Origin of the sequence: Mesorhizobium sp. B1-1-8, assembly GCF_006442795.2 — a bacterium.
Taxonomy (GTDB): domain Bacteria; phylum Pseudomonadota; class Alphaproteobacteria; order Rhizobiales; family Rhizobiaceae; genus Mesorhizobium.
In genome coordinates this window covers 127,066-150,323 of record NZ_CP083957.1, presented here as the reverse complement: position 1 = coordinate 150,323, position 23,258 = coordinate 127,066, and the positions used below count along the sequence as shown (strand labels likewise).

24 protein-coding genes are annotated in these 23,258 nt (G+C 60.5%); 15 read left to right on the top strand and 9 right to left on the bottom strand.

The window, feature by feature from the left end:
• Positions 1–256 precede the first annotated feature (256 nt).
• From FJ974_RS28405 to FJ974_RS28395, 3 genes are all read left to right on the top strand, one after another.
• Complete coding sequence (locus FJ974_RS28405; RefSeq protein WP_140532210.1) at positions 257–1,681, top strand: ISNCY family transposase; 1,425 nt, start codon at positions 257–259, stop codon at positions 1,679–1,681.
• A 299-nt stretch (positions 1,682–1,980) separates the two neighbouring features.
• A complete protein-coding gene (locus tag FJ974_RS28400; protein WP_140532208.1) occupies positions 1,981–2,220 on the top strand; it encodes a hypothetical protein in 240 nt (79 codons plus the stop codon).
• A 136-nt stretch (positions 2,221–2,356) separates the two neighbouring features.
• Entirely contained in the window at positions 2,357–2,524 is a 168-nt protein-coding gene (locus FJ974_RS28395; RefSeq protein WP_181177056.1) for a hypothetical protein, read from the top strand.
• A 100-nt stretch (positions 2,525–2,624) separates the two neighbouring features.
• Here the strand turns inward: FJ974_RS28395 and FJ974_RS28390 are convergent, their stop codons facing one another.
• The gene (locus FJ974_RS28390; protein WP_140532206.1) at positions 2,625–2,891 is read right to left on the bottom strand and encodes a hypothetical protein; all 267 of its coding nucleotides are present in this window, start codon (positions 2,889–2,891) and stop codon (positions 2,625–2,627) included.
• A 161-nt stretch (positions 2,892–3,052) separates the two neighbouring features.
• Positions 3,053–3,526, bottom strand: a complete 474-nt coding sequence (locus FJ974_RS28385; RefSeq protein WP_140532204.1) for an Lrp/AsnC family transcriptional regulator — start codon at positions 3,524–3,526, stop codon at positions 3,053–3,055.
• A gap of 125 nt (positions 3,527–3,651) precedes the next feature.
• Here FJ974_RS28385 and FJ974_RS28380 point away from each other — a divergent pair, with 125 nt between their 5' ends.
• Positions 3,652–6,048: a transketolase gene (locus FJ974_RS28380; protein ID WP_140532202.1), complete on the top strand. Its 2,397-nt coding sequence runs from the start codon at positions 3,652–3,654 to the stop codon at positions 6,046–6,048.
• A 31-nt stretch (positions 6,049–6,079) separates the two neighbouring features.
• Here FJ974_RS28380 and FJ974_RS28375 read toward each other — a convergent pair whose 3' ends face one another.
• Together FJ974_RS28375 and FJ974_RS28370 are read right to left on the bottom strand one after the other, a co-directional pair.
• On the bottom strand, positions 6,080–8,332 hold the full coding sequence (locus FJ974_RS28375; RefSeq protein ID WP_140532200.1) for a conjugal transfer protein TraA: 2,253 nt from the start codon (positions 8,330–8,332) through the stop codon (positions 6,080–6,082).
• On the bottom strand, positions 8,332–8,736 hold the full coding sequence (locus FJ974_RS28370; protein WP_226891702.1) for a plasmid mobilization protein: 405 nt from the start codon (positions 8,734–8,736) through the stop codon (positions 8,332–8,334). The genes FJ974_RS28375 and FJ974_RS28370 overlap by 1 nt, the downstream gene beginning before the upstream one ends.
• A 266-nt stretch (positions 8,737–9,002) precedes the next feature.
• Here FJ974_RS28370 and FJ974_RS28365 point away from each other — a divergent pair, with 266 nt between their 5' ends.
• The 4 genes from FJ974_RS28365 (at position 9,003) to FJ974_RS28350 (ending at position 11,118) form a co-directional block, all read left to right on the top strand.
• Positions 9,003–9,701, top strand: coding sequence for a ParA family protein (locus FJ974_RS28365; protein WP_140532198.1), 699 nt, complete (start codon positions 9,003–9,005; stop codon positions 9,699–9,701).
• Positions 9,698–10,036, top strand: coding sequence for a hypothetical protein (locus FJ974_RS28360; protein WP_140532196.1), 339 nt, complete (start codon positions 9,698–9,700; stop codon positions 10,034–10,036). The genes FJ974_RS28365 and FJ974_RS28360 overlap by 4 nt, the downstream gene beginning before the upstream one ends.
• 174 nt (positions 10,037–10,210) lie before the next feature.
• Complete coding sequence (locus tag FJ974_RS28355) at positions 10,211–10,681, top strand: helix-turn-helix domain-containing protein (RefSeq protein WP_140532194.1); 471 nt, start codon at positions 10,211–10,213, stop codon at positions 10,679–10,681.
• 188 nt (positions 10,682–10,869) lie between these two features.
• Positions 10,870–11,118 (top strand): WGR domain-containing protein, encoded by a 249-nt coding sequence (locus tag FJ974_RS28350; protein WP_140532192.1) that lies wholly within the window; start codon positions 10,870–10,872, stop codon positions 11,116–11,118.
• Positions 11,119–11,221: 103 nt separating this feature from the next.
• On the opposite strand, the gene FJ974_RS28345 is transcribed toward FJ974_RS28350, so the two are convergent.
• Positions 11,222–11,548, bottom strand: coding sequence for a DUF736 domain-containing protein (locus FJ974_RS28345; protein WP_140532190.1), 327 nt, complete (start codon positions 11,546–11,548; stop codon positions 11,222–11,224).
• A 682-nt stretch (positions 11,549–12,230) separates the two neighbouring features.
• Positions 12,231–12,404, bottom strand: a complete 174-nt coding sequence (locus tag FJ974_RS28340; RefSeq protein WP_181177055.1) for a hypothetical protein — start codon at positions 12,402–12,404, stop codon at positions 12,231–12,233.
• 463 nt (positions 12,405–12,867) lie between these two features.
• Here FJ974_RS28340 and FJ974_RS28335 point away from each other — a divergent pair, with 463 nt between their 5' ends.
• The 3 genes from FJ974_RS28335 (at position 12,868) to FJ974_RS28325 (ending at position 15,118) form a co-directional block, all read left to right on the top strand.
• Positions 12,868–13,545: a response regulator gene (locus tag FJ974_RS28335; protein WP_226891701.1), complete on the top strand. Its 678-nt coding sequence runs from the start codon at positions 12,868–12,870 to the stop codon at positions 13,543–13,545.
• A gap of 229 nt (positions 13,546–13,774) precedes the next feature.
• Positions 13,775–14,554 (top strand): exodeoxyribonuclease III, encoded by a 780-nt coding sequence (gene xth / locus FJ974_RS28330; RefSeq protein ID WP_181177064.1) that lies wholly within the window; start codon positions 13,775–13,777, stop codon positions 14,552–14,554.
• 303 nt (positions 14,555–14,857) lie between these two features.
• The gene (locus FJ974_RS28325) at positions 14,858–15,118 is read left to right on the top strand and encodes a hypothetical protein (RefSeq protein WP_140532186.1); all 261 of its coding nucleotides are present in this window, start codon (positions 14,858–14,860) and stop codon (positions 15,116–15,118) included.
• A gap of 980 nt (positions 15,119–16,098) precedes the next feature.
• Here the strand turns inward: FJ974_RS28325 and FJ974_RS28320 are convergent.
• Complete coding sequence (locus FJ974_RS28320; RefSeq protein WP_226891700.1) at positions 16,099–16,398, bottom strand: hypothetical protein; 300 nt, start codon at positions 16,396–16,398, stop codon at positions 16,099–16,101.
• Between the two features lie 242 nt (positions 16,399–16,640).
• A complete protein-coding gene (locus tag FJ974_RS28315) occupies positions 16,641–16,859 on the bottom strand; it encodes a DUF3072 domain-containing protein (RefSeq protein WP_140532182.1) in 219 nt (72 codons plus the stop codon).
• A gap of 658 nt (positions 16,860–17,517) precedes the next feature.
• Here FJ974_RS28315 and FJ974_RS28310 point away from each other — a divergent pair.
• From FJ974_RS28310 to FJ974_RS28295, 4 genes are all read left to right on the top strand, one after another.
• Positions 17,518–17,778, top strand: a complete 261-nt coding sequence (locus FJ974_RS28310) for a DUF6894 family protein (protein ID WP_140532180.1) — start codon at positions 17,518–17,520, stop codon at positions 17,776–17,778.
• A 928-nt stretch (positions 17,779–18,706) separates the two neighbouring features.
• Positions 18,707–19,462 carry a DUF4142 domain-containing protein gene (locus FJ974_RS28305; protein ID WP_140532178.1) on the top strand — a complete coding sequence of 252 codons (756 nt, stop codon included), beginning with the start codon at positions 18,707–18,709 and terminating at the stop codon, positions 19,460–19,462.
• A 23-nt stretch (positions 19,463–19,485) separates the two neighbouring features.
• A complete protein-coding gene (locus tag FJ974_RS28300; protein WP_140532176.1) occupies positions 19,486–20,082 on the top strand; it encodes a hypothetical protein in 597 nt (198 codons plus the stop codon).
• Between the two features lie 61 nt (positions 20,083–20,143).
• Complete coding sequence (locus FJ974_RS28295; RefSeq protein WP_140532174.1) at positions 20,144–20,356, top strand: hypothetical protein; 213 nt, start codon at positions 20,144–20,146, stop codon at positions 20,354–20,356.
• A 76-nt stretch (positions 20,357–20,432) separates the two neighbouring features.
• On the opposite strand, the gene FJ974_RS28290 is transcribed toward FJ974_RS28295, so the two are convergent.
• A complete protein-coding gene (locus FJ974_RS28290) occupies positions 20,433–22,547 on the bottom strand; it encodes a catalase (protein ID WP_140532172.1) in 2,115 nt (704 codons plus the stop codon).
• Positions 22,548–23,258: the final 711 nt, after the last annotated feature.

The window sequence follows — 23,258 nt, the reverse complement described above, 5'->3', positions numbered from 1 at the left end:
GCTGTCGCCCGATCGGGCGCTGACGTCGCAGCCGGCGGCCCCGTGTTGCGACATTTCTACTTTGCCGGCGACGCGACATCCGAACTTGGTTGCAACATCCGATGTAGGGGCTATATAGAGATGCGACACTTGAGCAATTTAGAGATGCGACAGTCCCCGACTTTCACAGCTCTGACGGCTCGCCAACACGAAGCTGGAAAGGAAGGCTGACGACTTCACAACGCCGGCGTGGGACCGAGCGTATTGCGGAGCCGCCATGCCTTTGATCACGTTGTCGCAAAACGAGCTCAATCGTCTTGAAGCCATCCAGAAGATCCGCGATCGTCGGCTTAGCGTCGTTCAGGCAGCTGAGGTTCTGAACCTCAGTCGAAGTCAGGTGCATCGGCTCTTGCGGGCCTATGATCAGGATGGTGCGAGCGCTCTGGCTTCGAAGAGACGCAGCCGACCGAGCAACCGGCGACACGCCGAGGAGTTCCGCAATGCAGTGTTGGACCTGGTGCGTGATTACTACAGGGATTTCGGGCCAACACTCGCAACAGAGAAGCTACTCGAACGACATCAAATCGCTGTCAGCAAAGAGACGCTACGCCAATGGATGACGGAAGCCGGCATCTGGACGTCGCGTCGGGAGCGTAAGAAGCAACTTCACCAGCCGCGCGGCCGGCGCGATTGCTTCGGCGAGTTGGTGCAGATCGACGGCTCACGTCATTGGTGGTTCGAGAACCGCGGCCCCAAATGCGCCCTGCTCGTCTATATCGACGACGCCACCGGCAAGCTGCTGCATCTGCGCTTTGCCGGTTCCGAGAACACGTTCGACTACCTGATCGCCACAAAGACGTATTTGCAGGAATGGGGCAAGCCTGTCTCGTTCTACAGCGACAAGCATGGGGTTTTTCGTACAACGCATGGATCCGAGAAGGATCGAACGACCGGCCTGACGCAGTTCGGTCGAGCGTTATACGAACTGAACATCGATATCATCTGCGCCAACACCCCCCAGGCCAAAGGCCGTGTCGAGCGCGCCAATCAGACGCTGCAGGACCGGCTTGTGAAGGAGCTGCGCCTGCGCGGCATCAGCACGATCGAGGCGGCCAACGCCTTTGCGGCGGAGTTTGCCGCCGATTTCAACGCCCGCTTCGGCAAGGAGCCCCGCAATCCGAAGAACATGCACCGTCCCCTGGCCAAGCATGAGAATCTGGACGGCGCCATGTGCCGCAAAGAGTTCCGCACGCTGTCGCAGGCCCTGACGCTACGCTACGACAAGGTGCTGTTCATCCTCGAGCCGAGCGCCTTTGCGAAGAGTCTGGCCGGCAAGAAGGTAGTCGTCTGCGACTATCCTGACGGTCGGCTTGAGATCATGGAAGACAGCACCTCCCTACCCTACAAGACATTCGACAAGCTGCGCTCGGTTCACAGATCGGAGATTGTTGAGAACAAGCGGCTGGATGCCGCCTTGGACCTGGTTGCTGCAATGCAGGCTGGCCGAGAGCTTCAACGCAGCCAGCACGGGCCGCGGCGCACCGGGCAGACAAACCACATGTTCGGCATCCCCGACGGCAGTCAGAGCAACGGCTACGTGAAGCGTGGCCGCAAGCCCGGCAAGAAGACGGATTTCACGAAGGATCCGGCGGTCATTGCGCGGCGAGAACAGGCCCTGGCGGGGTTGGCTGCTGCAGAATGAAGCCAGCTCTCAAAGCTAAAGCCGGAGGAGTTTCACTGGAACGCACCCGATCGGGCTGCGCAACCCTGACCAGCTGACGCCCGATCGGGCGCTCTCGTCGGCGCCAAGAAGGCGCGGCTTTACCGTCGATGCGACATTTCTACTTTGCTAGGAACCGAACGCCCCCGCCCTATGAGTGTCGCATTTCTAACTTGCTGGCGCATGTAGCAGCTAAGTTAAAATGTCCGGATCTGGCAAAGTAGGAATGTCGCTCCTGCCTTGCCAATCTGCCCGCGTTCGAGAGCGCGGGAGATTGCAGATTGGGATTGATTTTGATGTGCGAGCGCGAGCTGCAACGCATCGAGGTTCTGTCGAAGGTTTTGGAGCGGCGCATGACGACTGTTGCAGCGGCAAGCCTGCTCGACGTATCAGTTCGTCAGATCCAGCGGCTGTTCAAGACTCCAGCAGCGCCGGCCCGTTGGTGGTCGGGGATCACTCATTCTATTCTCTTTTTGTTCTTTCGAACGCCGGACGGTTACGCCGGACGGTTACATAGTTGAACAGACCCAACCGGCTTCATAGACCTAGCCATTCGTCTGGTTAGGGCGTAGGCTTATCTGGTCGCCCGCGCATAAATCTTTGGCAACGGACGCTTGGAAGAGACGATCACGCTTTCGCCCCAACGGGAGAAAAGCCATGTCCAGAGAGAGCGGCCGCGAGCCTCAGACTGCTAAGGAAAAGCACGCCAACTGGCTTGTGGACAGAACCGGCATCACCCATACACAGGCCCATGAGCTTATCGACTTGCTCGGTGTGGGCAATCTGTCGTCGCTGGTGCGTGAAGCGCTCTTGCTGAAAAAGTAGTCCGCCCCGCTACGCCCTGTCCCGATCTGGAACGTTTCCGCCACTAGCGGATTAACCGTCCAAGACGGTCGATTCCTCAGGGATGCAGCCGTCCTCTCCGTCAGCAAGGCTCGCCACCGGAATTATCGCAGGCCGGGTAGGCGGGCTTTTCGTTGGCATCACCAGCCCCTGTCCCGTTCCACTGGATGAAAGGCGCTTTCACAACGCGCAATAGAATGCGGGACTGCTCAATCGTCCGGTGTGTCTCGCGGAGATGGTAGTCGATGTCGTCAATCTCACCATACGTCGCTTGGGTCTGGTCCCGTGAAGCGGCGATGACAAGCTTTGAGCTGCTGCCGACGTCCATAATGGCAGCAACATAGCACATTTCCGAGTTCCTGGCGACGTTGCGCTTATGTTGACCTTACCGGCCCTGTCCCGTTCCACCGGATAAACGGCGCATCTCTAAGGCGCCGATGTCAGGTCTACGCCGAACACCGGTCAGCCCCGGACTGAGGCCGCCGCGCTCGCGTAAGCGCCATTCCGCAATCAAGCTAGAATCGGCAGGCCAAGCGCATGCTTGACCTGGCCGAGAGCAAAACTGGTTTCGATCGAAGCGACCCCGTCGAGTCTGGTAAGCTTCTGCTTGAGGAACGCTTCATAAGCAGCCAGATCCTTGGCGACAATGCGCAGCAGAAAATCCATCTTCCCCGTCATCAGATAGCACTCAACCACCTCCGGCCAGCGCGAAACGGTGCTTGAGAAACGATCCAGTTCCTCCTCTCGCTGGCGTTCCAGCTTGACCGAGGCAAAGGCGCTGACGGGGAGACCGACCTTGACCTGGTCCACGACCGCTACATAGGCCTTGATCACGCCTGACTTCTCGAGCATCCGCACGCGGCGAGCACAGGGAGACGGAGAAAGCCCGGCGATCTCGCCAAGGCTTTCGGTCGTCGCATGGGCATCCGCCTGCAGTGCTGCCAGCAGCTTGCGATCGATATGGTCGATCCCGTCTTTTAGCATGAATCACCGTTCCTGACACATTGATTGGCTGAGAATAGCAAAACGCGGGTCGGATTGTTACCAGTTTGGCTGCAACCGATCGCGAGTTCTTCCTATGCTGCGGGTCTCAAGCAGTGGAGCAGGAAATGGACGATCTGAAACTTTCCTGCCTGGAAGCCCTGGAGCGCAAGGTGCTGTGGCTGTCCACCTGGATGATCCACCATGCCAACCATGTTCGCCAGAATGACGATGGCCTGAAGGTTGGCGGACACCAGGCGTCCTCGGCATCGCTTGCCACGGTGATGACGGCTCTCTACTTCGCTGTCCTGCGTCCCCAGGACAGGATCGCGGTGAAGCCGCATGCCAGTCCGATATTCCACGCCATTCAGTATCTTTTCGGCAATCAGACGCGCCACAAGCTGGAGGCCTTCAGGGCTTATCAGGGCGCCCAATCCTATCCTTCGCGCACGAAGGATGTCGACGATGTCGATTTCTCCACCGGATCCGTGGGCCTGGGCGTCGCGCAAACGCTTTTCGCCGCTCTGGTGCAAGATTACCTTCGCGCGAAAGGCATGGCCAAAAACCGACCGGAAGGCCGCATGGTTGCGCTTGTCGGCGACGCCGAATTGGATGAAGGCAACATCTTCGAAGCGCTGCTGGAAGGCTGGAAACACGGCCTGCGCAACACATGGTGGATTGTCGACTACAATCGCCAGAGCCTGGACGCCGTCGTCAGGGAGGGGCTCTGGGAGCGCTTTGTCTCACTGTTCCGCAATTTCGGCTGGGACGTGGTAATCCTCAAATACGGAACGCTTCTCGAAACGGCATTCAAAGAGCCCGGGGGCGAGGCGCTGCGTCACTGGATCGATGCCTGCCCCAATCAGCTTTATTCCGCATTGGCGTTCCAGGGCGGACCCGCCTGGCGCAGGCGATTGCTCGATGACCTCGGCGACCAGGGTCCCGTTTCCAAGCTGCTGGAAAGCCGCACGGATGAGGAGCTGGCCCGCTTGATGACCAATCTTGGAGGACATGACCTTCCATCGCTGCTTAAGGCCTTCGATGAAGCAGGCAAGCACGATCGGCCAGTCTGCTTTTTGGCCTACACGATCAAGGGCTTCGGTCTGCCCCTGGCCGGCCACAAGGACAACCATGCCGGATTGATGACGTCGGCGCAGATCGAGGAGTTGCGCGCCAGGCTGGGGGTACGCCCCGGACGGGAATGGGACGCCTTTGAAGGCCTTGCCGTTCCGGCCCGGCAGTTGAAGGAATTCGTCGCGGCTGCCCCTTTCAACGCCGAGGGTCCCCGCCGCTATGACGCGGCAAAGGTCCGTGTGCCCGCGGCGCTTGCAGCGCCCTCCCAGTCGGTTATTTCGACGCAGCAGGGATTCGGACTGCTCCTCAATGAGATTGCCAGGCACGATACCGAACTCGCGCAAAGGATCGTGACCACCTCGCCCGACGTTACGGTCTCCACCAATCTTGGCCCTTGGGTTAACCGCCGCGGTCTTTTCGCCAGGCAGGAAGCCGTCGATCTGTTCAGGAAAGAACGCATACCGTCGACCTTCAGTTGGGACTTCTCCCCTAAGGGCCAGCACCTGGAACTCGGCATTGCCGAGATGAACCTGTTCCTTACGTTATCGGCGTTCGGACTTTCCCATTCTCTGTTCGGGGAAAGGCTGTTGCCGATCGGGACCCTGTACGATCCGTTCATCGAGCGCGGGCTGGATGCGCTGAACTATGCCTGCTACCAGGATGCACGCTTCATTATCGCTGCCACTCCTTCAGGCATAAGTCTCGCGCCGGAAGGCGGCGCCCATCAATCGATCGCCACGCCATTGATAGGCATGGCACAGGATGGGCTTGCCAGTTTCGAGCCAGCCTTTGTCGATGAACTTGCAACCATCTTGCGCTTTTCATTCGAGCATTTGCAGCGTCATGGCGACAGCCACCCCGATCCAGAGACATGGCTCAGCGACGCCCAGGGCGGATCGGTCTATTTGAGGCTATCGACACGTCCGATCGAGCAGCCCGGACGCGCCGTCGACCAAGCCTTGGCCGACGCCATGCTGAGTGGGGGCTATTGGATGCGCAAGCCAGGGCCAAACGCCGAAGTGGTCGTTGCTTACACCGGAGCCGTGGCGCCTGAAGCGTTCCAGGCAGTCGGACTGATTGCAGAGGATCGGCGCGACGTTGGCCTGCTGGCCGTTACCTCCGCTGACCGCTTGAACTCAGGCTGGATCGCGGCGCAACGGGCAAGGGAGCATGGTCTCGCTCACGCGCAAAGCCATGTCGAGCGACTGCTGGCAGACATTTCCTCTCACTGTGCCCTGGTCACGGTTCTGGATGGGCATCCGGCGACGCTTGCCTGGCTGGGCTCGGTCCAAGGTCACAGGACGCGCTCTCTTGGGGTGCAACATTTCGGCCAGACCGGCACCATAGCGGATCTTTACCGGCACTATGGCATCGACGCCCAAAGCATAGTCCGCGCCGCCCAGGCAATGTCTCCGGGAAAGCCCATCAGGCATCTGCGGGCAGCCAGCTGACCTGCCCTGCACTACCCACCAAAATGACAGCCTAGCGCTCACGCTCGCTGCCTTCCCGGTCGGCCTTTTGTTCGAGCTCCCGTTGCAGGTCCTGCAGGCGCGCAACCCGTTGTGCGGAGGGATCGGGCTGAGAAGTTTTCTGCTCGCCCCTCACAGGCTCGCCTGCCCGATTTGGCCGCTCCGTGACATTCCTTGCGGCCCGCGTCTGCATCGCGGGCAAAATACCGGGTGCCGGCTCGCCTTCGCTTTCGGGTCGGTCTCCGCGCTTGGCTCTGCCGCCCTGCTCGGCCGTTGCGCCCGGCGCAGTCGATGCAGCCTGCGCGGACTTGCTGACCGGTCTCTCTCCGGCTCTGGAAGCGGGCGTCGCCGGTCCGGCTGGTTCCAAGCCACTGCCCTTGGCGTCCCGGTCGCGAGTCTGCTTACCTGATCGCTCCTGCGCCCGCGTCGCCTCCGCGGCATCGCGGTCGTGGACCGCCGATCCGCGGGTGGGTTCTGGTGCCGGGTAGGCGCCGCCAGCATGCTGGCGCTCTGAAAGCTCAAGGTACTCGCGTCGGATGTCTATCACCTCGCGCGCGGCCGCGGCGATCGCGAGGAAGTCTTTTCGTTCCCCGGGCTGGATGGAAGCGGCTACGTCGACCAGCATCGCCTCGACGCGGCTGCGGTAGGCCTCGAATTCAGGACGTGTCATTGTGTGCATGGGAGTATCGTGACCTCCGATCAGTTCTCTCAGGGCAGTCATATTGGCTCTAAGGTCTACGCTTCCACCGACGAGATCAAGCCGGCCCGGGTCAATTTGACATTCGTTTGCGGCTCTCTCTATCCGCCGGATCTGATGCTTGGCAAAGGCAGCGACCCTGCTGTCGCCACTGCTCAGAGAGATCGTTCGCCACGTCTTGACCGCTTGCGCGACATAGCGTGCACTGCGCCCGGTCCTGGCAGCGTGCCACTGGTTCATGCGCTTGGCGGCGTAGCGGCGCTGGGCGGCTTCGCTTGTACCCTCATGCTCGGTCCTGCCCGAATAGCCGACCGGCCTGACCTGCGCGCGCGAGTATGAAGGAGCGCTGGCAAACTCTCGACGGTCGGTGAGCTCCATGGCAATTCCGCGCATTCGGGCTTTTTCGGCCATGGATGAACGCCACTGCCGGAATACCTGCGGACTGGTCTCGATGCGCGCTCCCGTTTCGGAGCGCATGGTGACGATTGCATGGACATGGACGTGCGGGCGCTTGCCGCCCTGCCGCACATCTTTCGGATCATCGGCCGGATCGTGCAGGACAAAAATATAGCGATGCGACGTAAATTGCTCGCCGAGGAAGTCCCGCACAGCCGCATTGAACGACGCCACATCTGTGCCTGCGCGCGCCGAAACCAGCAGATGCATCACATCCCTGCCCCTGCGGCTGTGGAGTTGGCTGCGCCATTGCTTGTGGACGAGATCGCCGGCCTGCTCGACGGTGCCGATCGCGCGACCTCCTTCGTCATGCACTTTACCTGGGTGATCTTGCACCAATGCGCGAATGCGGGCCGCAGCAAACTCGACGCCATTGCCATGCGAATGGAACTGGAAACGCGCCGCCATCCCGTTCCCGGCCTGACTTTCCTCGAACCTGCTTTGGACGATCGACGCTGCCTTGGCATCGCCGGTCAGACGCTCTCCCTGTGGGTCTCGCAGCACCAGCACTCCGCGAATCTCGGCTTCGTCATCACCCTTGCGCTCCACCGCATACACGAACCGGCGCTCTGCGAACCCGGCCCGCAACACCCCGCGGCAGACCTCCTCGGTGCTCCCGGCTTCCGAAAGAGCACCGGTCAGCCTGACGCTGAACGTGGCAACGTCCCGGCTCGGCGCGCGATTGTCGAGGAGATGGTCCCATGCGGCCGGCACTTTCGAGAGCGGTATTTTTCCCGAAATCCGCTCACCTTTCTCGTTCTCCACCGGCAGCTCGCCGTTGCGTGAGACATAGTTCATCATCGCCCCCGCGCGCGCAGCGCCGCCATAAGAGGCGAGCTTGACGACCGCCGCCTGACTTCCGCGCGCGAGCGCTGCAAAACGAGTGGGCATCGGCCGGCCCGCATCGCCGACGCTGTTGCGATGCGGGCCGCGAACAAATCCACCACGAGCAGGCTGTCGCTCGTCAGCCTGGCTGTCTTCGAGCAGCGATGCCCCTGCCCTCCGCGGCCATTCCCAGGCCGGCTCTTCATGCCCTCCCCGCTGCAGGTCGTGGAGCAGCGCTGCTCGGCGCCTTTCCCAATCCCGCTCAAAGGCGCCCAGAAAGAACTCCATCAGCTGCTTTCGCCCCGCCTTGCTGCCCCTGCCCTCTTGGTCATCTGGGCGAGTTCGCCCGCTACCGTCATGGCAACCGCGCGAGCATCGTCGACGGAAGCGGCCAGATGCAAGCCCACGTCCGATCCTCCCGCGTTGAGCGCGCGAACGGCATGACTGAGGTTTTTGCCTATGTCGACAAGATCCCTGGCAAGCAGCTGCAAGATCGCGCGATCGGTCTCGCTCAGGAACGGCCGCACCCCGGCGCCCTCGAGCGCCAGCGATCGCAGAAACGCCGAAACCGTCATTCCGGCCGCGTTGGCCGCCGCGGCGACAGCCGCATGTTCCTCGCCCGACATGCGGGTCCGCACCACCTTGTGCTTTCCCGACGCCGAGCGCCGCGCTCGAGTTTGTCCGCCGTCCATTGCTGATCCCGGGACTTCCCGCCGCCGCAGGCGGCGGATCGAGGGCCTGTCCCTCGATCGCTGGAAAAATGTACCACATTTTTCCGTATCCTGCCAAGTCAATTTGACCGTCAATATCGCCAATAGCGCCCTGTTGTCGATTTTTGTCTAGTCATAAAAGCTATGATTTTATAGGATCGTGGAGTTCTGTTTTCACACCGCTCCATGCCGCTACAGAGATGGAGTCGTGTGTGCGTTGAGACACATTTCTGAAGAAAGGCACAGCTATGCCCATCGTGATTTCGGCCATCAACGGCAAGGGCGGTGCGGGCAAGACAACAGCGCTGATGAATATCGGCGGCGAATACGCCTTGCGCGGCCTAACGGTCGCGATGATCGATATGGATGCCCGCAGCAACCTGACCAAGTGGTGGAGCGACTGCCATGAGAAGCGATCACAGCCCGAGGGGATTAGCGTGTTTGGCCACAAGACAACCAGGTCGCTCGCTCAATTCATGGAGCGGCATGCGCATCGCTTTGACTATGTGCTTGTTGATACGCCCGGACAGGATAGCGCGAGCTTCGACCCCGTGATTGGCTGGTCGGATCTGGTGATCTCTCCGATACAGCCGTCCAAGCGCGAGGTCCTTGGCGCCATCGAGTGTTTCGAGTCGGTCGTCAGGGTCAACGAGGACCGTGCTCACGCGTGTCGTCACGGGGTCTTGAAGACCCGCATATCGCTGACTGTCCGGCAAACGGAACTCTACCGCAAGATTCGCCCGATCGTTGAGGACAAGGTCGGGACCTACCTGTTCAGGACCGAGGTGATGGAGAGGAATGTCTACAAGGATATTCAAAACGGGACGGGTACTCTGCAGATGCAGGAAGTGACCGAGGCGGTTGCCAAGGCAAGGCGCGAGACACGGGAAATCGTGGCCGAAATCGACGCCCTGTTCGGTCTGGGCGCCGGGGAGACGCGCCGATGAGCCGCAAGGAAGCTCTTTCGCTAGAAGAATTCGCCACGGCTCCTCGCAAGGCTCCGGCGGTTCCCGCAGGGGAACCGTCGCCCCGGGCCGCCGGCGGCATTGATGATGGGGGCGCGGATGAAACCAAGGGCGGCTATGACCAGGCGCTTGAGGCCCGCAAGGCTTTGAGGCGCACGAAGCGAGCGCGGGTGAAGGGAGAGACTTGCTTTGTCAACGTGCATCTCGATCGACCGACCAAACGCCGCCTTAAGCTCGCCTCCTTCAACACTGATACGTCCATGCAGGTGATCATGGAAAACGCAATTGTGAAATATCTGGATGAGCTCGGCCTGTGATCCTCAAAACGCCACCTTCCAACCGATGGCTGGATTAGACGTTTGATCGGAAGCCACTTCGCCTGTTAGGTGTCGAATTGATCCTGATTTGGCAGATTTGGCGCAAATGAGGGACAGAAGGCATGTCACGTCGATGTGCCCGGGGGATTGGGAGTGGGCCACAAGCCGTAGCCGATGGCACTCAAGGATGTTCACAAATACATTGCCGAGCACGGGCTCGTCGAAACCGAAGATGCTGAATCCGAAAAGCCGGTCTACAGAAAGCCGGGGTTCGAAGGCATTCGAAGTTTTGGCGAAATGGAACTGGCTTTCAGTCACTTCATCCGCGAACGCCGCGATGAAAGGCGCCTCAATCGGGCCCAGATGGGAACCATGGTTGGACTCCATGAGACGATCTTTGCGCGCTATGAACGGGCCTTTTCGAAGCTTCACGCCACGCGCCTGATTCACATCTGCGAAATACTGGATTGTTCACCGATCGAAATGATCCACGCTGCGGCGCCGCATTTTTTCGGGGAAAGCCGCAAGGAGGCGGACGACAAGCTGAAGCTGATCCTGCGCGTGCTGGATATGCCTGCATCGTCGGCAGCCAGTCTTTTGACTCTGGTGAACGGGCTGATCGGCGAGCGCCAAGACGGCCTCTAGCCTGGTCTGGTCGAACTTTAGCGTCGGCTGCCCGGTAACGCCTCGCTGCACGGGGCTGGCCGGCTGCGGCGGCACGCCGGCCAGCCCCGCAAGCTCGACGCGGATGCATCAGGTTCGTGAATCGATGGCGCTCCATTGATTCAAAAAACGCGTTGGACGCTGCGGGCTGCACGCGGATTATGCACCGCATGACACAGACTGCCTGCCCCCAGTTCCTGCGCCGCATTGACCCCTCTCGCAATATGGCGCGCTATTATGCCTTGTCATTGCAGCCGACGCTGTTCGGCGAGGTGTCGCTTGTGCGGCATTGGGGTCGCATTGGCACGCGCGGCCGCCAGAAGGTGGATGTTTTTGACGACGATAAATTGGCCTCCTTGGCGCTGGCCCGGCTTGCAACGCGAAAAACCAGGCGCGGCTACGCCCGAGCGGACCGATAAGGCGCCAATGGCGCCCGCCAATTTTCGCCGCAGGCACGGCGCGCTTTCTGCCGGCTGTTAGAACCCCGCCCGGGCTTGGCCGGGCGGGGCACTCGCAGGCTGCTTAGTCACCGTTGCGGCGATTGGGCCGTGACCAGATGAGGCTGTATCCGTCGCCTTCCTCGTCGTCGAAGAGGTTGGCGTAGATGGGTGCGTTGAAGCTCGGGTCATCCAGCTTGAGGCCGAGATAGTCGCGGCCTTCGTTCGAGCGCTTGGACCAGGCGGCCCCGATTTCTGCCCGGCCGACAAGAACCCGATGGCTCGGCGCGTTCTCGCCGCTGGTTCGCGCATCCGGGACGATCCGGACATTTTTGGTCTGAACGCTGAGGGTGAGTATCTCGCCGGTGAACTCGTTTGCGCCGGTCTTCTTGAAGCTACCGATGGTTGCCATTGAAAGTCTCCTTCATCTTTCTTTCGACCCGCACCATTGCGGCCTCGACGGTGATCGGCCAGCTGGTGGCGATCGCCGACGCACCCGCAGGGCTTGGACAGCAAAGGAGAGACTTTCTTGGCTCCGCGAGGAATGGCGGCGAAGCCGGCAGGGGAAGAAAGTCTTGACGGCGCTGTTGCGTCATAGGCGATCGAGGCGCAGCCGTCCTCCAGCCAGATCTCCACCGAAGAGGACACATGGAGCGTGAGCGCGAAGAAGAAGGGAGGAAGCAAAGGGCAACGTCTTGGCTGCTGGCAAGCCGCGCGAAAGCTGCCGGAGCATGCTGTCGACCGCGAACGGACAACGAAGCCAAATATGACGGCCCGCCTGGCAAACCTCGCGCTGTGCGGTCGACCACGAAACTTCGACCCGTTGGCCGGCAAAATTCTCTGGCACGTCGAGCCCCTCGCCAATGTGCGGCGCTCATCGCGTGCTCGATGCGATCACATACCCGCTACAGGAGCGCTAGAGGAGGGGCAGCGCACTGACAGAGCAGCGGCGCCAACGAGCATGCTGGAGCGCACGGCGCCTTCCTGTGAAGGAGAGCCGGAGCTCGACAGAGCTCTGGCCGCCGCTCGAAGCGCGCCGTCTTTACCGCTTTTGCGCCATCATGGCCTGGTGAGAGCGCACAGACAGGTTCGGCTCAGTTCGAAGCCTTGCGGCGTTCGATGGCCCTGTCCAGCCGTTTCGCCAACTCGAGCATGCGGGCAGGCACAGCCTCTTCTTTCAGTGCGAGCAACGCGGAACGCATGGCGCGAGCAATCGCTGCCGCCTCCAGCTCCTTCGAACGCAGCCCTTCCGGGGTTCTTCTGGCCAACGATCGCGCCCTTAACATGTGTTAAACTCTTGCCACTAACCGGCTGCTTCACAAAAGGTTCCAGCCCTGGCTGCGCATGACAGGAAAGTTGGCGCCGCCCGCAGCCAAAAATGCCATTTGATGGCTGGCATCTGTTGCTACTGGATTTCTCTCGCGAGCGCTGAGCGGCGTTGCCACGTCGATAACTTCAGCTGACGATTGCGTCCTGCAGTATTTTTTGCCTGTTTGCGAGGCATCAGCCCGGACAGATCAAGCGGGACGGTCGGCCTGCAAGTGCCCAAAGACGCAGGGGGGCCGATCAGGCCAGCGTTTGCTGCTTGCGACGGTCCGCCCTGCGCGCCGCGCCAGGCATGAGACGCCGGATCCCGTGGATTGGAACTTACCTCGTCACAGCGCATTGATTTGCCTGAATAATTGAATCTCGCGCCTTTGCACAGCAGACACTCAGCAGCACGGAAGGGATATGGCGGCATGGCCCCGCCGCGCCGTTGCGAGCGGCGATCGCCGCAATCCCACGCCGCAAAGCGCGCAAGATCAGATCGGACAGGAGGATGAGGTGAGATCCCTCGAGGGAGCCAGGATTCTCATAGTTGAAGACGAATTCTTCATCGCCGACGATATCGCGCGTTACTTTGCCGGGCTTGGGGCCGAGATTCTCGGTCCGGTCTCCAGTGTGGCCGGGGCACGGCCATTTGCCGAGCGCGCCGATGCGGCCGTGCTCGACATCAATTTGAATGGCACCTACGTGTTTGCGATCGCCGACCGCCTGGTTGAGCGAGGCATTCCTTTTGTCTTCTTCAGTGGATATGAGAGAAATATTATCCCGCCTCGGCTCGAGCACATTGCCAGCCTTTTGAAGCCCGCGGGCCGCGAGGAGATCAAGGTCGCTCTCTTTCCCGACGCGAGCAAGCAGGACCGGTCCAGCGATGATGCGCTCGGTGTGGTGGACCTGCTGCCTAAGCTCCGGCTAGCTGCGCGCCTGATGCTGACGGACGCCGGGGCGGCCGACCGGCTTGTCGAGAAGACGCTTGAAATAGCCATCACCGAAATTTCGGATCGTTGCGACGATCTATCCACGGAGCAATGGCTGAATTTGCTGCTCAAGCGGCTCTTCCATGGGGGCGCGCATCTGCTCAACTGACCGGATTGCTTGATCCAACGCGCGGAGCATTGCGACACGCAGGCTTTGCAAGCCAATTGGACGAGCTGACCTGTAGCAAGAAATGTGCGAAATGGCATTGCCCGGATGGACGAGGAGGAAGCGAAGGAGATCGAAACAGAGGCGCTCGGCCAGCAGCAGACGGACAATGGGGCAGGCGCAGGGGACTTGATTGCTAGGATCTGTTCGCGAAGGCTGGTGGGTTTAGATGATCCGGGTCGCTACCTTCAACGTCAATGGCGTCAATGGCCGTCTGCCGGTGCTTATCAGATGGCTGCGGGAAACCAGCTATGACGTTGTCTGCCTGCAGGAACTGAAGACGTCGGACGACAAGTTCCCCGCCGATGCGCTCAGAGACGCCGGCTACGGCGCGATATGGCACGGTCAGAAGTCCTACAACGGCGTGGCGATCCTCGCCCGAGGAGGAGAGCCAAGGGAACGTCGACGCGGTTTGCCGGGCGATCCCGACGATACCCACAGCCGCTATATAGAGGCCGACGTGAACGGACTTGTCATCGGCTGCCTCTATCTTCCCAATGGAAACCCCGCGCCGGGGCCAAAATTCGACTACAAGCTGCGGTGGTTCGATCGTCTGATCAGCTACGGCCGGACCTTGCTCGAGGCCAAAGCGCCGATCGTCCTCTGCGGCGACTACAATGTAGTTCCCACCCCGATCGACGCTGCCGTCCCTGGACGCTGGTTGGGTGACGCGGTTTATTTCCCTGAAAGCCGGCGGACCTACGCCGCCATGCTCGATGACGGCTGGATCGATGCAGTGCGGCAGGTCCATCCGCAAAAGGGCGTCTATACCTACTGGAACTTCTCTTTCAGGGGCGGTTACGACCGGACTTCCGGTCTTCGAATGGATCACCTGCTGATAAGCCCGGTGGTTTCGGGCCGGCTCCGCAACGCCGGCGTCGATGTCGAGACACGTGGGTGGGAGAAGCCGAGCGACCATGCGCCGGCCTGGATCGAACTCGATCGACTGTGAGCCGACCCTTTGCTTCATATGCATTGCAAACGGGGCCTAGGCGCACCGAACCGGGCGGCAATGGCTCCAAGAAGCCGGAGATAACAGGGGCCTTGTCGATCGCCCCGGTCGCAAGCAGAACGCAAGAAGCGCCCCAGATATACAGCCGGGCACAAAGGGCCGGCCGGACCACCGCCCACTACTGCTACTTACCACCAGTCATGGTTTGGATCTGCGCTGAAGACCTTGTTCCATGGTCGGAACAATCAACTCGGCCCGTGGTTCGGGCGGCCTAGTCGCAATCATGCGGCAGGAGAAGGCATCATGATCAAAGTTCTTGCAGTAGCAATTCTATCGCTGGGCCTGGCCACCGGCGCAATGGCTCAAACTTCGGGAGGGAGTGGAAACAACAGCAACGCAAATGCGGGCAACTCCAACAACGGCTCCAATTCTGCCAATACGGCAGGAACAGTCACCACCGGCGATCAGTCGGGTGCCGTCGACAAGTGCAAAACCGGTGCGAATGGCAAGACTACGACCACAGATCCCGCGACCACCAAGCAGGAAGCCAAGAACTGCAACTGAGCGCGTCGGCTCGGCGCTATGATTTCGGCGGCGGCCGTGGTTTCGCCGTCGGCCGTGTTGTGTTGGCCTGCCGCTGTCCTGCCCAGCGCCCTGCTGCTGAAACGGGACTGGCCAATGGACAAACAGGCTGATCGGCGACACCGATCAGCCGCTTCGGCACGGCACTCGCCGGAAAGCCGGGTATTTTAGCATATGGTAAGGAACCGTTGCACCGCTCGGGAGTTTGGCACAGCTTTTCGCGAGAAGAGGTCATCGTGCGGGGTCGAGCTTCGGTTAAGGCGGCGCTTTGCGCCGAGGTTGCTGATATGCGAACCAGGATCAGCATCCTCCACGGGGAACTACTGGCGATACCCAAGTCCGCTGTCGGCGCTTTGCGCCTCGGCTACGAGTTGAGTGCTCACAAAGCGCGCTTGGCTCTTTTGGAAAAGGTGCTTGCAGAATACCCTGTCGGTTCAGCTACAGGCGAAAGCAGGACGGCGGACCCGCGATGGGTAAGCGAAAGCCATCTGCCGATCACCCAGCCCTCGCCGGCTGACAGAACGCGATAGACACTGTGCGCCGATGCGCGGCAAAAAGGCTCCTTCACAGGGCCCCCCGAACCCGCGCTCCAGCACAACCGCATGCGCACGCCTCACCCACGGGCTCAGTCTCCGCGTAGCTGGACCCGTCACTTCGTCATTCCCGCCTCTTGACCTTTCGCGATTTCCGACCAGCACCGAAATGTTGTGACTGTGCTTTTTGAGCAGTTCGCGCACTTGTTTCTCGACAACGCCGTTCGCAAGGGCGAAAATGAAGTTCATACGCCTCAGAGCGGCCGCCATATTTCGTGGCTGCATTTAGGTTGGCGACGCGGTCGCAGTTGGCGCGCGCCTGACAGTGCAGCCGATACTCCCTTAAGATCGGTCGTTGCCGATTACCTGACCAAGACGCCACTTGCGTGGAGCGGTTTGCGCTGAGGGCATTTGTGCTTTGGCCCGGCATCACTCGCGACCAGGCCGACTGCTCTCGCAAACCGGCACCATCAACGATTGTCCGTAGCGGGCCCAAAGCTGTTCGCATTGCCCCAATCTCAGGCTTGTCGATTGGGGCTCGCCATAGATGACGACTGCGGAACGAACATCGTAGCCCAAGATCGATGCATTCGCGATAAAATGGATTGCCTCTCCCAGCCGCCCAACATCGATGGCCGTGTCCTGCTTGTTCACTTGATCAAACACCCCGAAAATTCGCGCCTCTTGATCTCGCGACGCCAGCACAGAAGCCATTGCCTCTTCACTCATCGGCCGCATCAATAACAACCGGGCTCCGGCTTAAGCTGCCGCGCGGCGCCACCTTGCCCTCCCCTGCAGGCAAACTGTCCTGGGCTCGTCTTCATTCCCCCCGTGGTCCCATGCAGGATAATTGGAAATGCAAGGCGAGCGTTGCACGACCCTAAGCCGCATATCAGACTCCACTAAAATAGCACCCAACAAGGCCGAAGAGGCTTTGTTCCTTGGCTGCTACTCGGAGCCTCGGTGGAGTTCTAAAGCTTGAGCTTTGCTCGCAACGCGTCGATGCGCTTGGAAGCCTCTGCCTTGCTGAGATCTTCCTGGAATTGTTGCGCGTCGCCGGCTTGTTCGCTCAGGGTTTTCAAATACGAAGCTTGAGAGGGCGTCATCGGGTCGTCACCACTGACCCATTCGTCGGGGTCTTTGCCGACGTTGTCATTTCCACTCGCCTTCGCAATGCCTGGCTCTTTCATGGCGCACGCTCCCTTTGCAGCACAGGAAATGTGTTGGTCCCCTTTTGTTCCCTTCCGGTAGAGGCGATTACCTGGTTGACCAACCCAAAGTGAATTAGGAACAGGTGCCGACGGGCCGGGCCTCAAAGGACTGGCGAAGTACGCTATACGCGGGTATGATTCACCCTTGTGCGGGGAATGGTTTTCGCCCCCGCCTTGCGCGGGGCAACAATGGCGAAAAATGGACTATCTGCGTTCGACGCCGACATTCTGCGGACGACCTTCCATAAGGCAGTCATAGAAGAGAACATTCCAAAGCGTCAGTGGCGAGAATTTGCCGCGCAGCTGATAGCGACATACACCGGCTGTCCGACCATCCATCCCAAACTGGTGGAGTGGATTGTGCGGAGTGAAGGCCACGACCGCCCAACAGATTCACACATGTAATTTCGCCTTTCGCAGTCACGGCCTATAAATTGTTTGGTGCAAATCCTGCCTATCTACCGAGAGCCCGACAACATCTGCGTTGTGGATGATGGCGAGAATTGGCACGTCCTCATCATCGAGGATGGCAACGAGACCGCCCGAACGTTTTCCCTCATGCTGCACGCAATGGCCTACGCGGAGCGCCAACGCCTTCGGCTAGGGCTGGAAAAGTACGACCGGGTATAGGGCGCCCATGCGACGCTTTTTCTTCGACATTACGGATACAGGTGAAGTCTATCACGACGCACGCGGGGCCACGCTTCCGGGCAGCGCATCGGCAAAGGAACGGGCATTCGATATCGTTCGCAAACTCATGACAGGGCCGCTTCGCACGGAACACTGCGATCTGGGGTGCACAGTCCGCGATGTGGACGGCAATCAGCTCATGCAGATCAGAATTGCATTTGGCATGCCAGAAACGACCAACGATCCAAACCTGGCCGATGCCGTTTGATGTTAAAAGGCCCCAGTGCTTGGGTCTGCACCGGGGCCTTAAGGCATGTACGAGCTACACCAGCATGTCCGTTTATGAGACTGCTCTAATATCGTGAATGAATGGTGAATCACAAAGCCCCACGATCCTTTCGAATCGTGAGGCTTTGATTTTTGACTCGCGTCTCCAGCAGGGTTTACCCCCACAGTAGCCGGCGACTCGGGCAAGCCCGGTGATGTAGCCACTGACTAGCCGCGTCCCGGTCCGGCCAGGGCCTTAAAGGTGAGCCTCTGCGAGGCAGCATGGCCTCCTCCCTGGCCTGATTTTGCTATCGTGCCTCTTTCTTCGGTCCCGACCGGCTCGCTCTCTTGCTCGAGCTGGTGCTCCACGCTCTCGCGCGCCCCCTCAACAGGATCTTGGTCGGCATGACTGTCGCGCCGAAATTCCGCCTAACCTTCGGTATTGTTTCCGCCTGACTGCATTTTGTCGGGATCGGTTCGTTTCAGGCTCATCGGTTTTCATCCTGTGCTTTCCACGCGGCGTGCCCAGCAGCCGCTCATGGCGAGAGCAGCGGTCTGCAATGCTCACGGCCTTCAAACCAGATGGCCGAGTCTTTGTCCCAGCCTCTTGCCTGCTACCCCTTCGTCGGCCGGCTGACTACAACCCCTTCGGGCAAGCCGGAGGTCAGCGAGGAAGAGGTCACCCGCGAATGGTTTTCGTTGATACGGGAGGTGCAGCCTGAGGAAAGGAAAAGGCGCGATCCAGCTGATGATCGGCAATAGACCGAAAGCAACCGCGGCCCGAACTGAACGGCCTGTGCGGGTCAAAAGGCGCGGCGGGAACTTGGCGCCCGGTGCATTCTGCCAAAATGCGGAATCGTCATTTCGAACGGGAACAATGCCTGGTTGGGTTTGTTCGGTCGCACTTATCCAGCAAGGAGCATGGGACCATGAACATGCGGATACTTTGTGCACCGCTGGCCGTCGCGACGATCCTGGGGCTCGGTTTGCCCGCCTTCGGCGCCGACGACGCGCAAAGTTTTGTCGACAAAGCCGCCGTCGGTGGATTGTTTGAAGTCGATTCGAGCAAGATCGCCCAGGACAACGCCAAGGACCAGCAGGTCCGGGATTTTGCCCAGAAGATGATCGCCGATCACGGCGCGGCAAATGCCAAGCTGGAGACCATTGCCGGGGAGCAGAAACTGAAGGTGCCGGCTGAACCCGATGCCGCGCACAAGGCGGAACTGGACAAGCTACGCACGACAACGCAGGACTTCGACCAGCCCTATGTCGAGATGCAGCGCAGGGCGCATGCCGATGCGGTGAACCTCTTCCAGTCTTACGCCAAGGAGGGCGACAATGCGAGCTTGAAGGCGTTCGCGGCGCAGACCCTGCCGACGCTCAAGATGCATCGGGACATGATCGAGAGGATTGCCGCGGCGAGGGGTGCCAAGCCGGCAGCGGCTGACACAGGCATGCCCGCCGTGAAAACGGCGTCGACGCCCAAACCGCCTGCCCCGGTTCCGGGTGCCAACAGTTTTACCGAAGGCCAGGCCAAGAGCCGTATCGAGGATGCCGGCTATACGGACGTATCCTCTCTCTCCAAGGACGACCAGGGCATCTGGCGCGGCCAGGCGAAGAGGGACGGGAAGAACACCTCCGTCTCGCTCGACTACCAAGGCAATATCTTTTCCGGCCAGCAATAACTCAGATCCAAGGAGTCACCGGGATGCAAACGATCACCGCACTGTTCGACGACCGTGACGACGCCTCCGATGCCGTCGGCGAGCTCGAATCCATGGGCGTGCCGACGTCCGACATCAGCGTCGTTGCCGGCAATGCAAATGATCGGCACGAAAACACGCTTTCGCCGGCTGGCGAGAACGCCGCAGCCGGCGCCGGCATCGGTGCCGTCGTGGGCGGAGCCGGCGGCTTGATGACTGGATTGGGTACGATAGCGATTCCAGGTCTCGGCCCAATCGTGGCGGCCGGATGGCTGGCAGCAACGGCGGCAGGAGCAGTTGCCGGGGCGGTCGTCGGCGGCGTGGCCGGCGGTATCGTCGGTGCACTGACCGAGGCCGGTGTGCCCGAGAAAGACGCCCATGTCTACGCCGAAGGTGTGCGGCGCGGCGGCACGCTGGTCACCGCGCGCGTCGAGGATGACCTCGCTTCCAAGGCGCGGGAAATCCTCCACCGCCCCAATTCCGTCGACATCGCTGAACGGCGCGGCGAATATGAAGCCGGCGGATGGGCCGCCTTCAACCCGACTGCTGGCGACTATATCGAGGACATCAAGCGCGACACCGTGCGGCGCAGCGACCTGTGATTCCGGCAGCTTGGCCGCCGTGCGGCCGGCTGCCGCCTGAACTGCCAGGAAGGCGCCCCGGATGAAGCGAGTGCTGCTGCCACTGCTGTTAACTGCTGCGGTTCTCTTGGCCTGTTACGCGGCCTTCCTCTATATTGACAAAGGCTGGCCCACATCGCCAGTGAAGCGGGCACCGGAACAGAACCAGGGCGGCAACGCACCTCAGGACACATCGCCGGCGGCGGGCGTCCACAAGAATGCGCAAGACAGCAACAAAATGCCGGGCAACCAGTGAATGGCTGGCTGCACTGGAGGGGGTGCAGAAGGGCTGATATCTCGCCCTTAAACTTCGCCGCAGACGGCGAGCCCGCTCACAATTTGACGGCGCTTTCCCTGGTCCAGAGACGGAGCTTGCGACAGGCTTCGATGAACGGCTGAACCGAACCGGCCGACTCAAGTGCGATGAGACCCTCATCCGCATCGGCTGCCACACCGGCGCTCGCAAGAAGCGGCTCGGCGCCGGCCACGAAACCGATGAACTTCAGATGCGCAAAGGCATCCGACACGAAGTCCTTCGCTGCCGTCTCCTTGGCAAGCACCTCGGCGCTCTCTTCCGAGACAAGCAGCACGACCGCATCGAAGAGCACCGAAGGCCCGCCATCGATCATGTGATTGGCCTCGATATGATCGCCGTCGCTGCCTTTCACGCCGCCAACGCGCCGCGCGATGATCTCGACGGTCGTGCCTTCCGCCTTCGCCGCCTGTCGCAGTTTCTTGAGCAGGCCGGCATCGGCGCCTTCGCCGACGAGCACGCCGATCTTTCGGCCCTTGAAGCTGTTGGGGCCGTTGTTGATGATGCTGAGCGCCGGCGATGGTTCAAGGTCGTCCCGAGGCGGCATGGCAGCGTCGGCTGGATTCGGCATCGTCCTGATGCCGAGCTTATCGGCCACGGTTTGCGCCAGCGTATCGTCGATGTTGAGAAGATGGGCGACCATGCGCTCGCGGATTACCGGCGTCTCGACTTTGCTTAATTCAAAGGTCAAAGCCATGGCGATGTGGCGCTGCTCGGGCTCGGTCTGACTGTCGTAGAACTGGCGCGCCTGGCTGTAATGATCGGCAAAGCTTTCGGCTCGCAGCCGAACCTTTTGGCCCCCTTCGGCATCGGCGAACGAACGAAAGCCGCGCTGCGGCGATTCCCGCGGGCCCTGCCCCCAGGAATTCGGCTCGTAGTTGGCGCGCCCGACCGGGTTGCGCATAGCCATATGTCCGTCCTGCTGGAAGTGATGGAACGGACATTTCGGCGCGTTGATTGGAATATGCGTGAAATTCGGACTGCCGAGACGCTTAAGCTGCGTATCGAGATAGGAAAAATTCCGCCCCTGGAGCAGCGGGTCGTTGGAGAAGTCGATGCCCGGCGGTACGTTCTGCGTCATGAAAGCGACCTGCTCGGTCTCAGCGAAGAAATTGTCGGGCATCCGGTCGAGCACAAGGCGACCCACCGGCATCGGCTCGATGATCTCCTCGGGGATGATCTTGGTGGGGTCCAGGATGTCGAAATCGAAATCGTCGGCGAAGTCCTGATCGAACAGCTGCACGCAAAGCTCCCATTCGGGAAAATCGCCTGACTTGATCGCGTTCCAAAGGTCTCGACGATGAAAATCCGGGTCGGCGCCGTTGATTTTGACGGCCTCGTTCCAAACCACCGACTGCATGCCCAGCTTCGGCTTCCAGATGAATTTCACGAATATCGATTCATCGTCGGCATTCACGAAACGGAAGGTGTGGACGCCAAATCCCTGCATGAATCGGAAGGAACGCGGGATCGCCCTGTCCGACATGATCCACATGATCATGTGCATGCTTTCCGGCGTCAGGCTTATGAAATCCCAGAAATTGTCGTGCGCTGATTGGGCCTGCGGAAAGTTGCGGTCGGGTTCGGGTTTGACGGAATGGATGACGTCCGGGAATTTTATCGCGTCCTGGATAAAGAACACCGGGATGTTGTTGCCGACCAGATCCCAGTTGCCTTCCTTGGTATACAGTTTCACCGCAAAGCCGCGCACGTCACGCGCCAGATCAAAGGATCCCTTGCTACCGGCGACCGTCGAGAAGCGTACGAAGGCGGGCGTCTTTTCGCCCGGCCGTTGGAAGATGTCGGCCCTCGTGTATTTGGCAAGCGACTCATAAGTCTCGAAGAAGCCGTGCGCCCCGTAGCCGCGGGCATGGACCACCCGTTCGGGGATGCGTTCGTGGTCGAAGTGAAAGATCTTCTCGCGGAAATGAAAGTCCTCGATCAGCGTGGGGCCCCGTTCGCCGATCTTCAGAGTATTCTGGTCGTCCGAGACCGGAGTCCCAAGCGCCGTGGTCAACACTTCGGTCTCGCCTTCGGTCACCTGATGCAATTCGCCGCCATTGCCGCGGATAAGCGTTTGATCGTGGATCGCGGCAGCCGATTTGATATCGGCCGGTGTGGCTTTGCGTGGCATTCTCGTCTCCTTGGGGATCAGGTGTGGGGTGACGAGGTCGAACCGGCGACGAGACGGAATGTTCCATCGGCTGCCGTGTTCCGCCGAACGAATGACGCTATGTGTTGCCGAAGTGGTATCGCCGGCTGGCATGCGTGAGGAACATGTTGCGAACGAGAGTGACGAGCCAGGGCAGCAAGGGACGAGAAGTGTCGTAGCTGGCGGCCATTGTCAGGGCGCGGCCAAACCTCCTGAACCAAATCATACGCCTCAGAGTCGTTGCCGGTGAGGACGCGACCGTAACGCCAAAGAGCCTCGAGCTGCGGTATGACGGGTCTCCTCGTTGTGGCGTGGGTATTCGACCCCCGCCGTGGGATAACTTTTAGCTTGGTCCGTCTTGGGCGCTTCGAACCTAAGCGCCGGCTGGCGGAGCATGGCGGACCTCAAACTGCCGCTAGGCGCGTTGTCTGGGCGGCGGCAACGTGTTCTCCTGCAGTCGTTGGAAAGGTCCGGGGGCACTTGCTGTCCTGAACGCACTCAGCGCCAGGGCTGCCCTGGACGCTCCGTCCGGTGCCGCGCATGCGAAGGCGCCGGTATCCGCCGGTTTTAGCCTGTATCGATTTCGCGTGGTCAGGCTGCCGGTTTATCCGTACTCGACGGCAAAGTGGCTGAGACCTTTCCTTGCCCGTTCAACCTCTGGTGCCCACAATGGCGCCGTCCGCGACCGTGCAG

What these genes read in the sequence shown, in the direction of transcription:
- FJ974_RS28310 (WP_140532180.1), top strand. Translation starts at nt 17,518, where the DNA reads ATGCGACGCTTTTTCTTCGACATTACGGATACAGGTGAAGTCTATCAC.
- FJ974_RS28315 (WP_140532182.1), bottom strand. Translation starts at nt 16,859, where the DNA reads ATGAAAGAGCCAGGCATTGCGAAGGCGAGTGGAAATGACAACGTCGGC.
- FJ974_RS28325 (WP_140532186.1), top strand. Translation starts at nt 14,858, where the DNA reads ATGATCAAAGTTCTTGCAGTAGCAATTCTATCGCTGGGCCTGGCCACC.
- FJ974_RS28345 (WP_140532190.1), bottom strand. Translation starts at nt 11,548, where the DNA reads ATGGCAACCATCGGTAGCTTCAAGAAGACCGGCGCAAACGAGTTCACC.
- FJ974_RS28380 (WP_140532202.1), top strand. Translation starts at nt 3,652, where the DNA reads ATGGACGATCTGAAACTTTCCTGCCTGGAAGCCCTGGAGCGCAAGGTG.
- FJ974_RS28360 (WP_140532196.1), top strand. Translation starts at nt 9,698, where the DNA reads ATGAGCCGCAAGGAAGCTCTTTCGCTAGAAGAATTCGCCACGGCTCCT.
- FJ974_RS28350 (WP_140532192.1), top strand. Translation starts at nt 10,870, where the DNA reads ATGACACAGACTGCCTGCCCCCAGTTCCTGCGCCGCATTGACCCCTCT.
- FJ974_RS28405 (WP_140532210.1), top strand. Translation starts at nt 257, where the DNA reads ATGCCTTTGATCACGTTGTCGCAAAACGAGCTCAATCGTCTTGAAGCC.
- FJ974_RS28305 (WP_140532178.1), top strand. Translation starts at nt 18,707, where the DNA reads ATGAACATGCGGATACTTTGTGCACCGCTGGCCGTCGCGACGATCCTG.
- FJ974_RS28385 (WP_140532204.1), bottom strand. Translation starts at nt 3,526, where the DNA reads ATGCTAAAAGACGGGATCGACCATATCGATCGCAAGCTGCTGGCAGCA.
- FJ974_RS28335 (WP_226891701.1), top strand. Translation starts at nt 12,868, where the DNA reads ATGGCGGCATGGCCCCGCCGCGCCGTTGCGAGCGGCGATCGCCGCAAT.
- FJ974_RS28375 (WP_140532200.1), bottom strand. Translation starts at nt 8,332, where the DNA reads ATGGAGTTCTTTCTGGGCGCCTTTGAGCGGGATTGGGAAAGGCGCCGA.
- FJ974_RS28300 (WP_140532176.1), top strand. Translation starts at nt 19,486, where the DNA reads ATGCAAACGATCACCGCACTGTTCGACGACCGTGACGACGCCTCCGAT.
- FJ974_RS28295 (WP_140532174.1), top strand. Translation starts at nt 20,144, where the DNA reads ATGAAGCGAGTGCTGCTGCCACTGCTGTTAACTGCTGCGGTTCTCTTG.
- FJ974_RS28395 (WP_181177056.1), top strand. Translation starts at nt 2,357, where the DNA reads ATGTCCAGAGAGAGCGGCCGCGAGCCTCAGACTGCTAAGGAAAAGCAC.
- FJ974_RS28365 (WP_140532198.1), top strand. Translation starts at nt 9,003, where the DNA reads ATGCCCATCGTGATTTCGGCCATCAACGGCAAGGGCGGTGCGGGCAAG.
- FJ974_RS28355 (WP_140532194.1), top strand. Translation starts at nt 10,211, where the DNA reads ATGGCACTCAAGGATGTTCACAAATACATTGCCGAGCACGGGCTCGTC.
- FJ974_RS28390 (WP_140532206.1), bottom strand. Translation starts at nt 2,891, where the DNA reads ATGTGCTATGTTGCTGCCATTATGGACGTCGGCAGCAGCTCAAAGCTT.
- FJ974_RS28370 (WP_226891702.1), bottom strand. Translation starts at nt 8,736, where the DNA reads ATGGACGGCGGACAAACTCGAGCGCGGCGCTCGGCGTCGGGAAAGCAC.
- FJ974_RS28290 (WP_140532172.1), bottom strand. Translation starts at nt 22,547, where the DNA reads ATGCCACGCAAAGCCACACCGGCCGATATCAAATCGGCTGCCGCGATC.
- FJ974_RS28320 (WP_226891700.1), bottom strand. Translation starts at nt 16,398, where the DNA reads ATGAGTGAAGAGGCAATGGCTTCTGTGCTGGCGTCGCGAGATCAAGAG.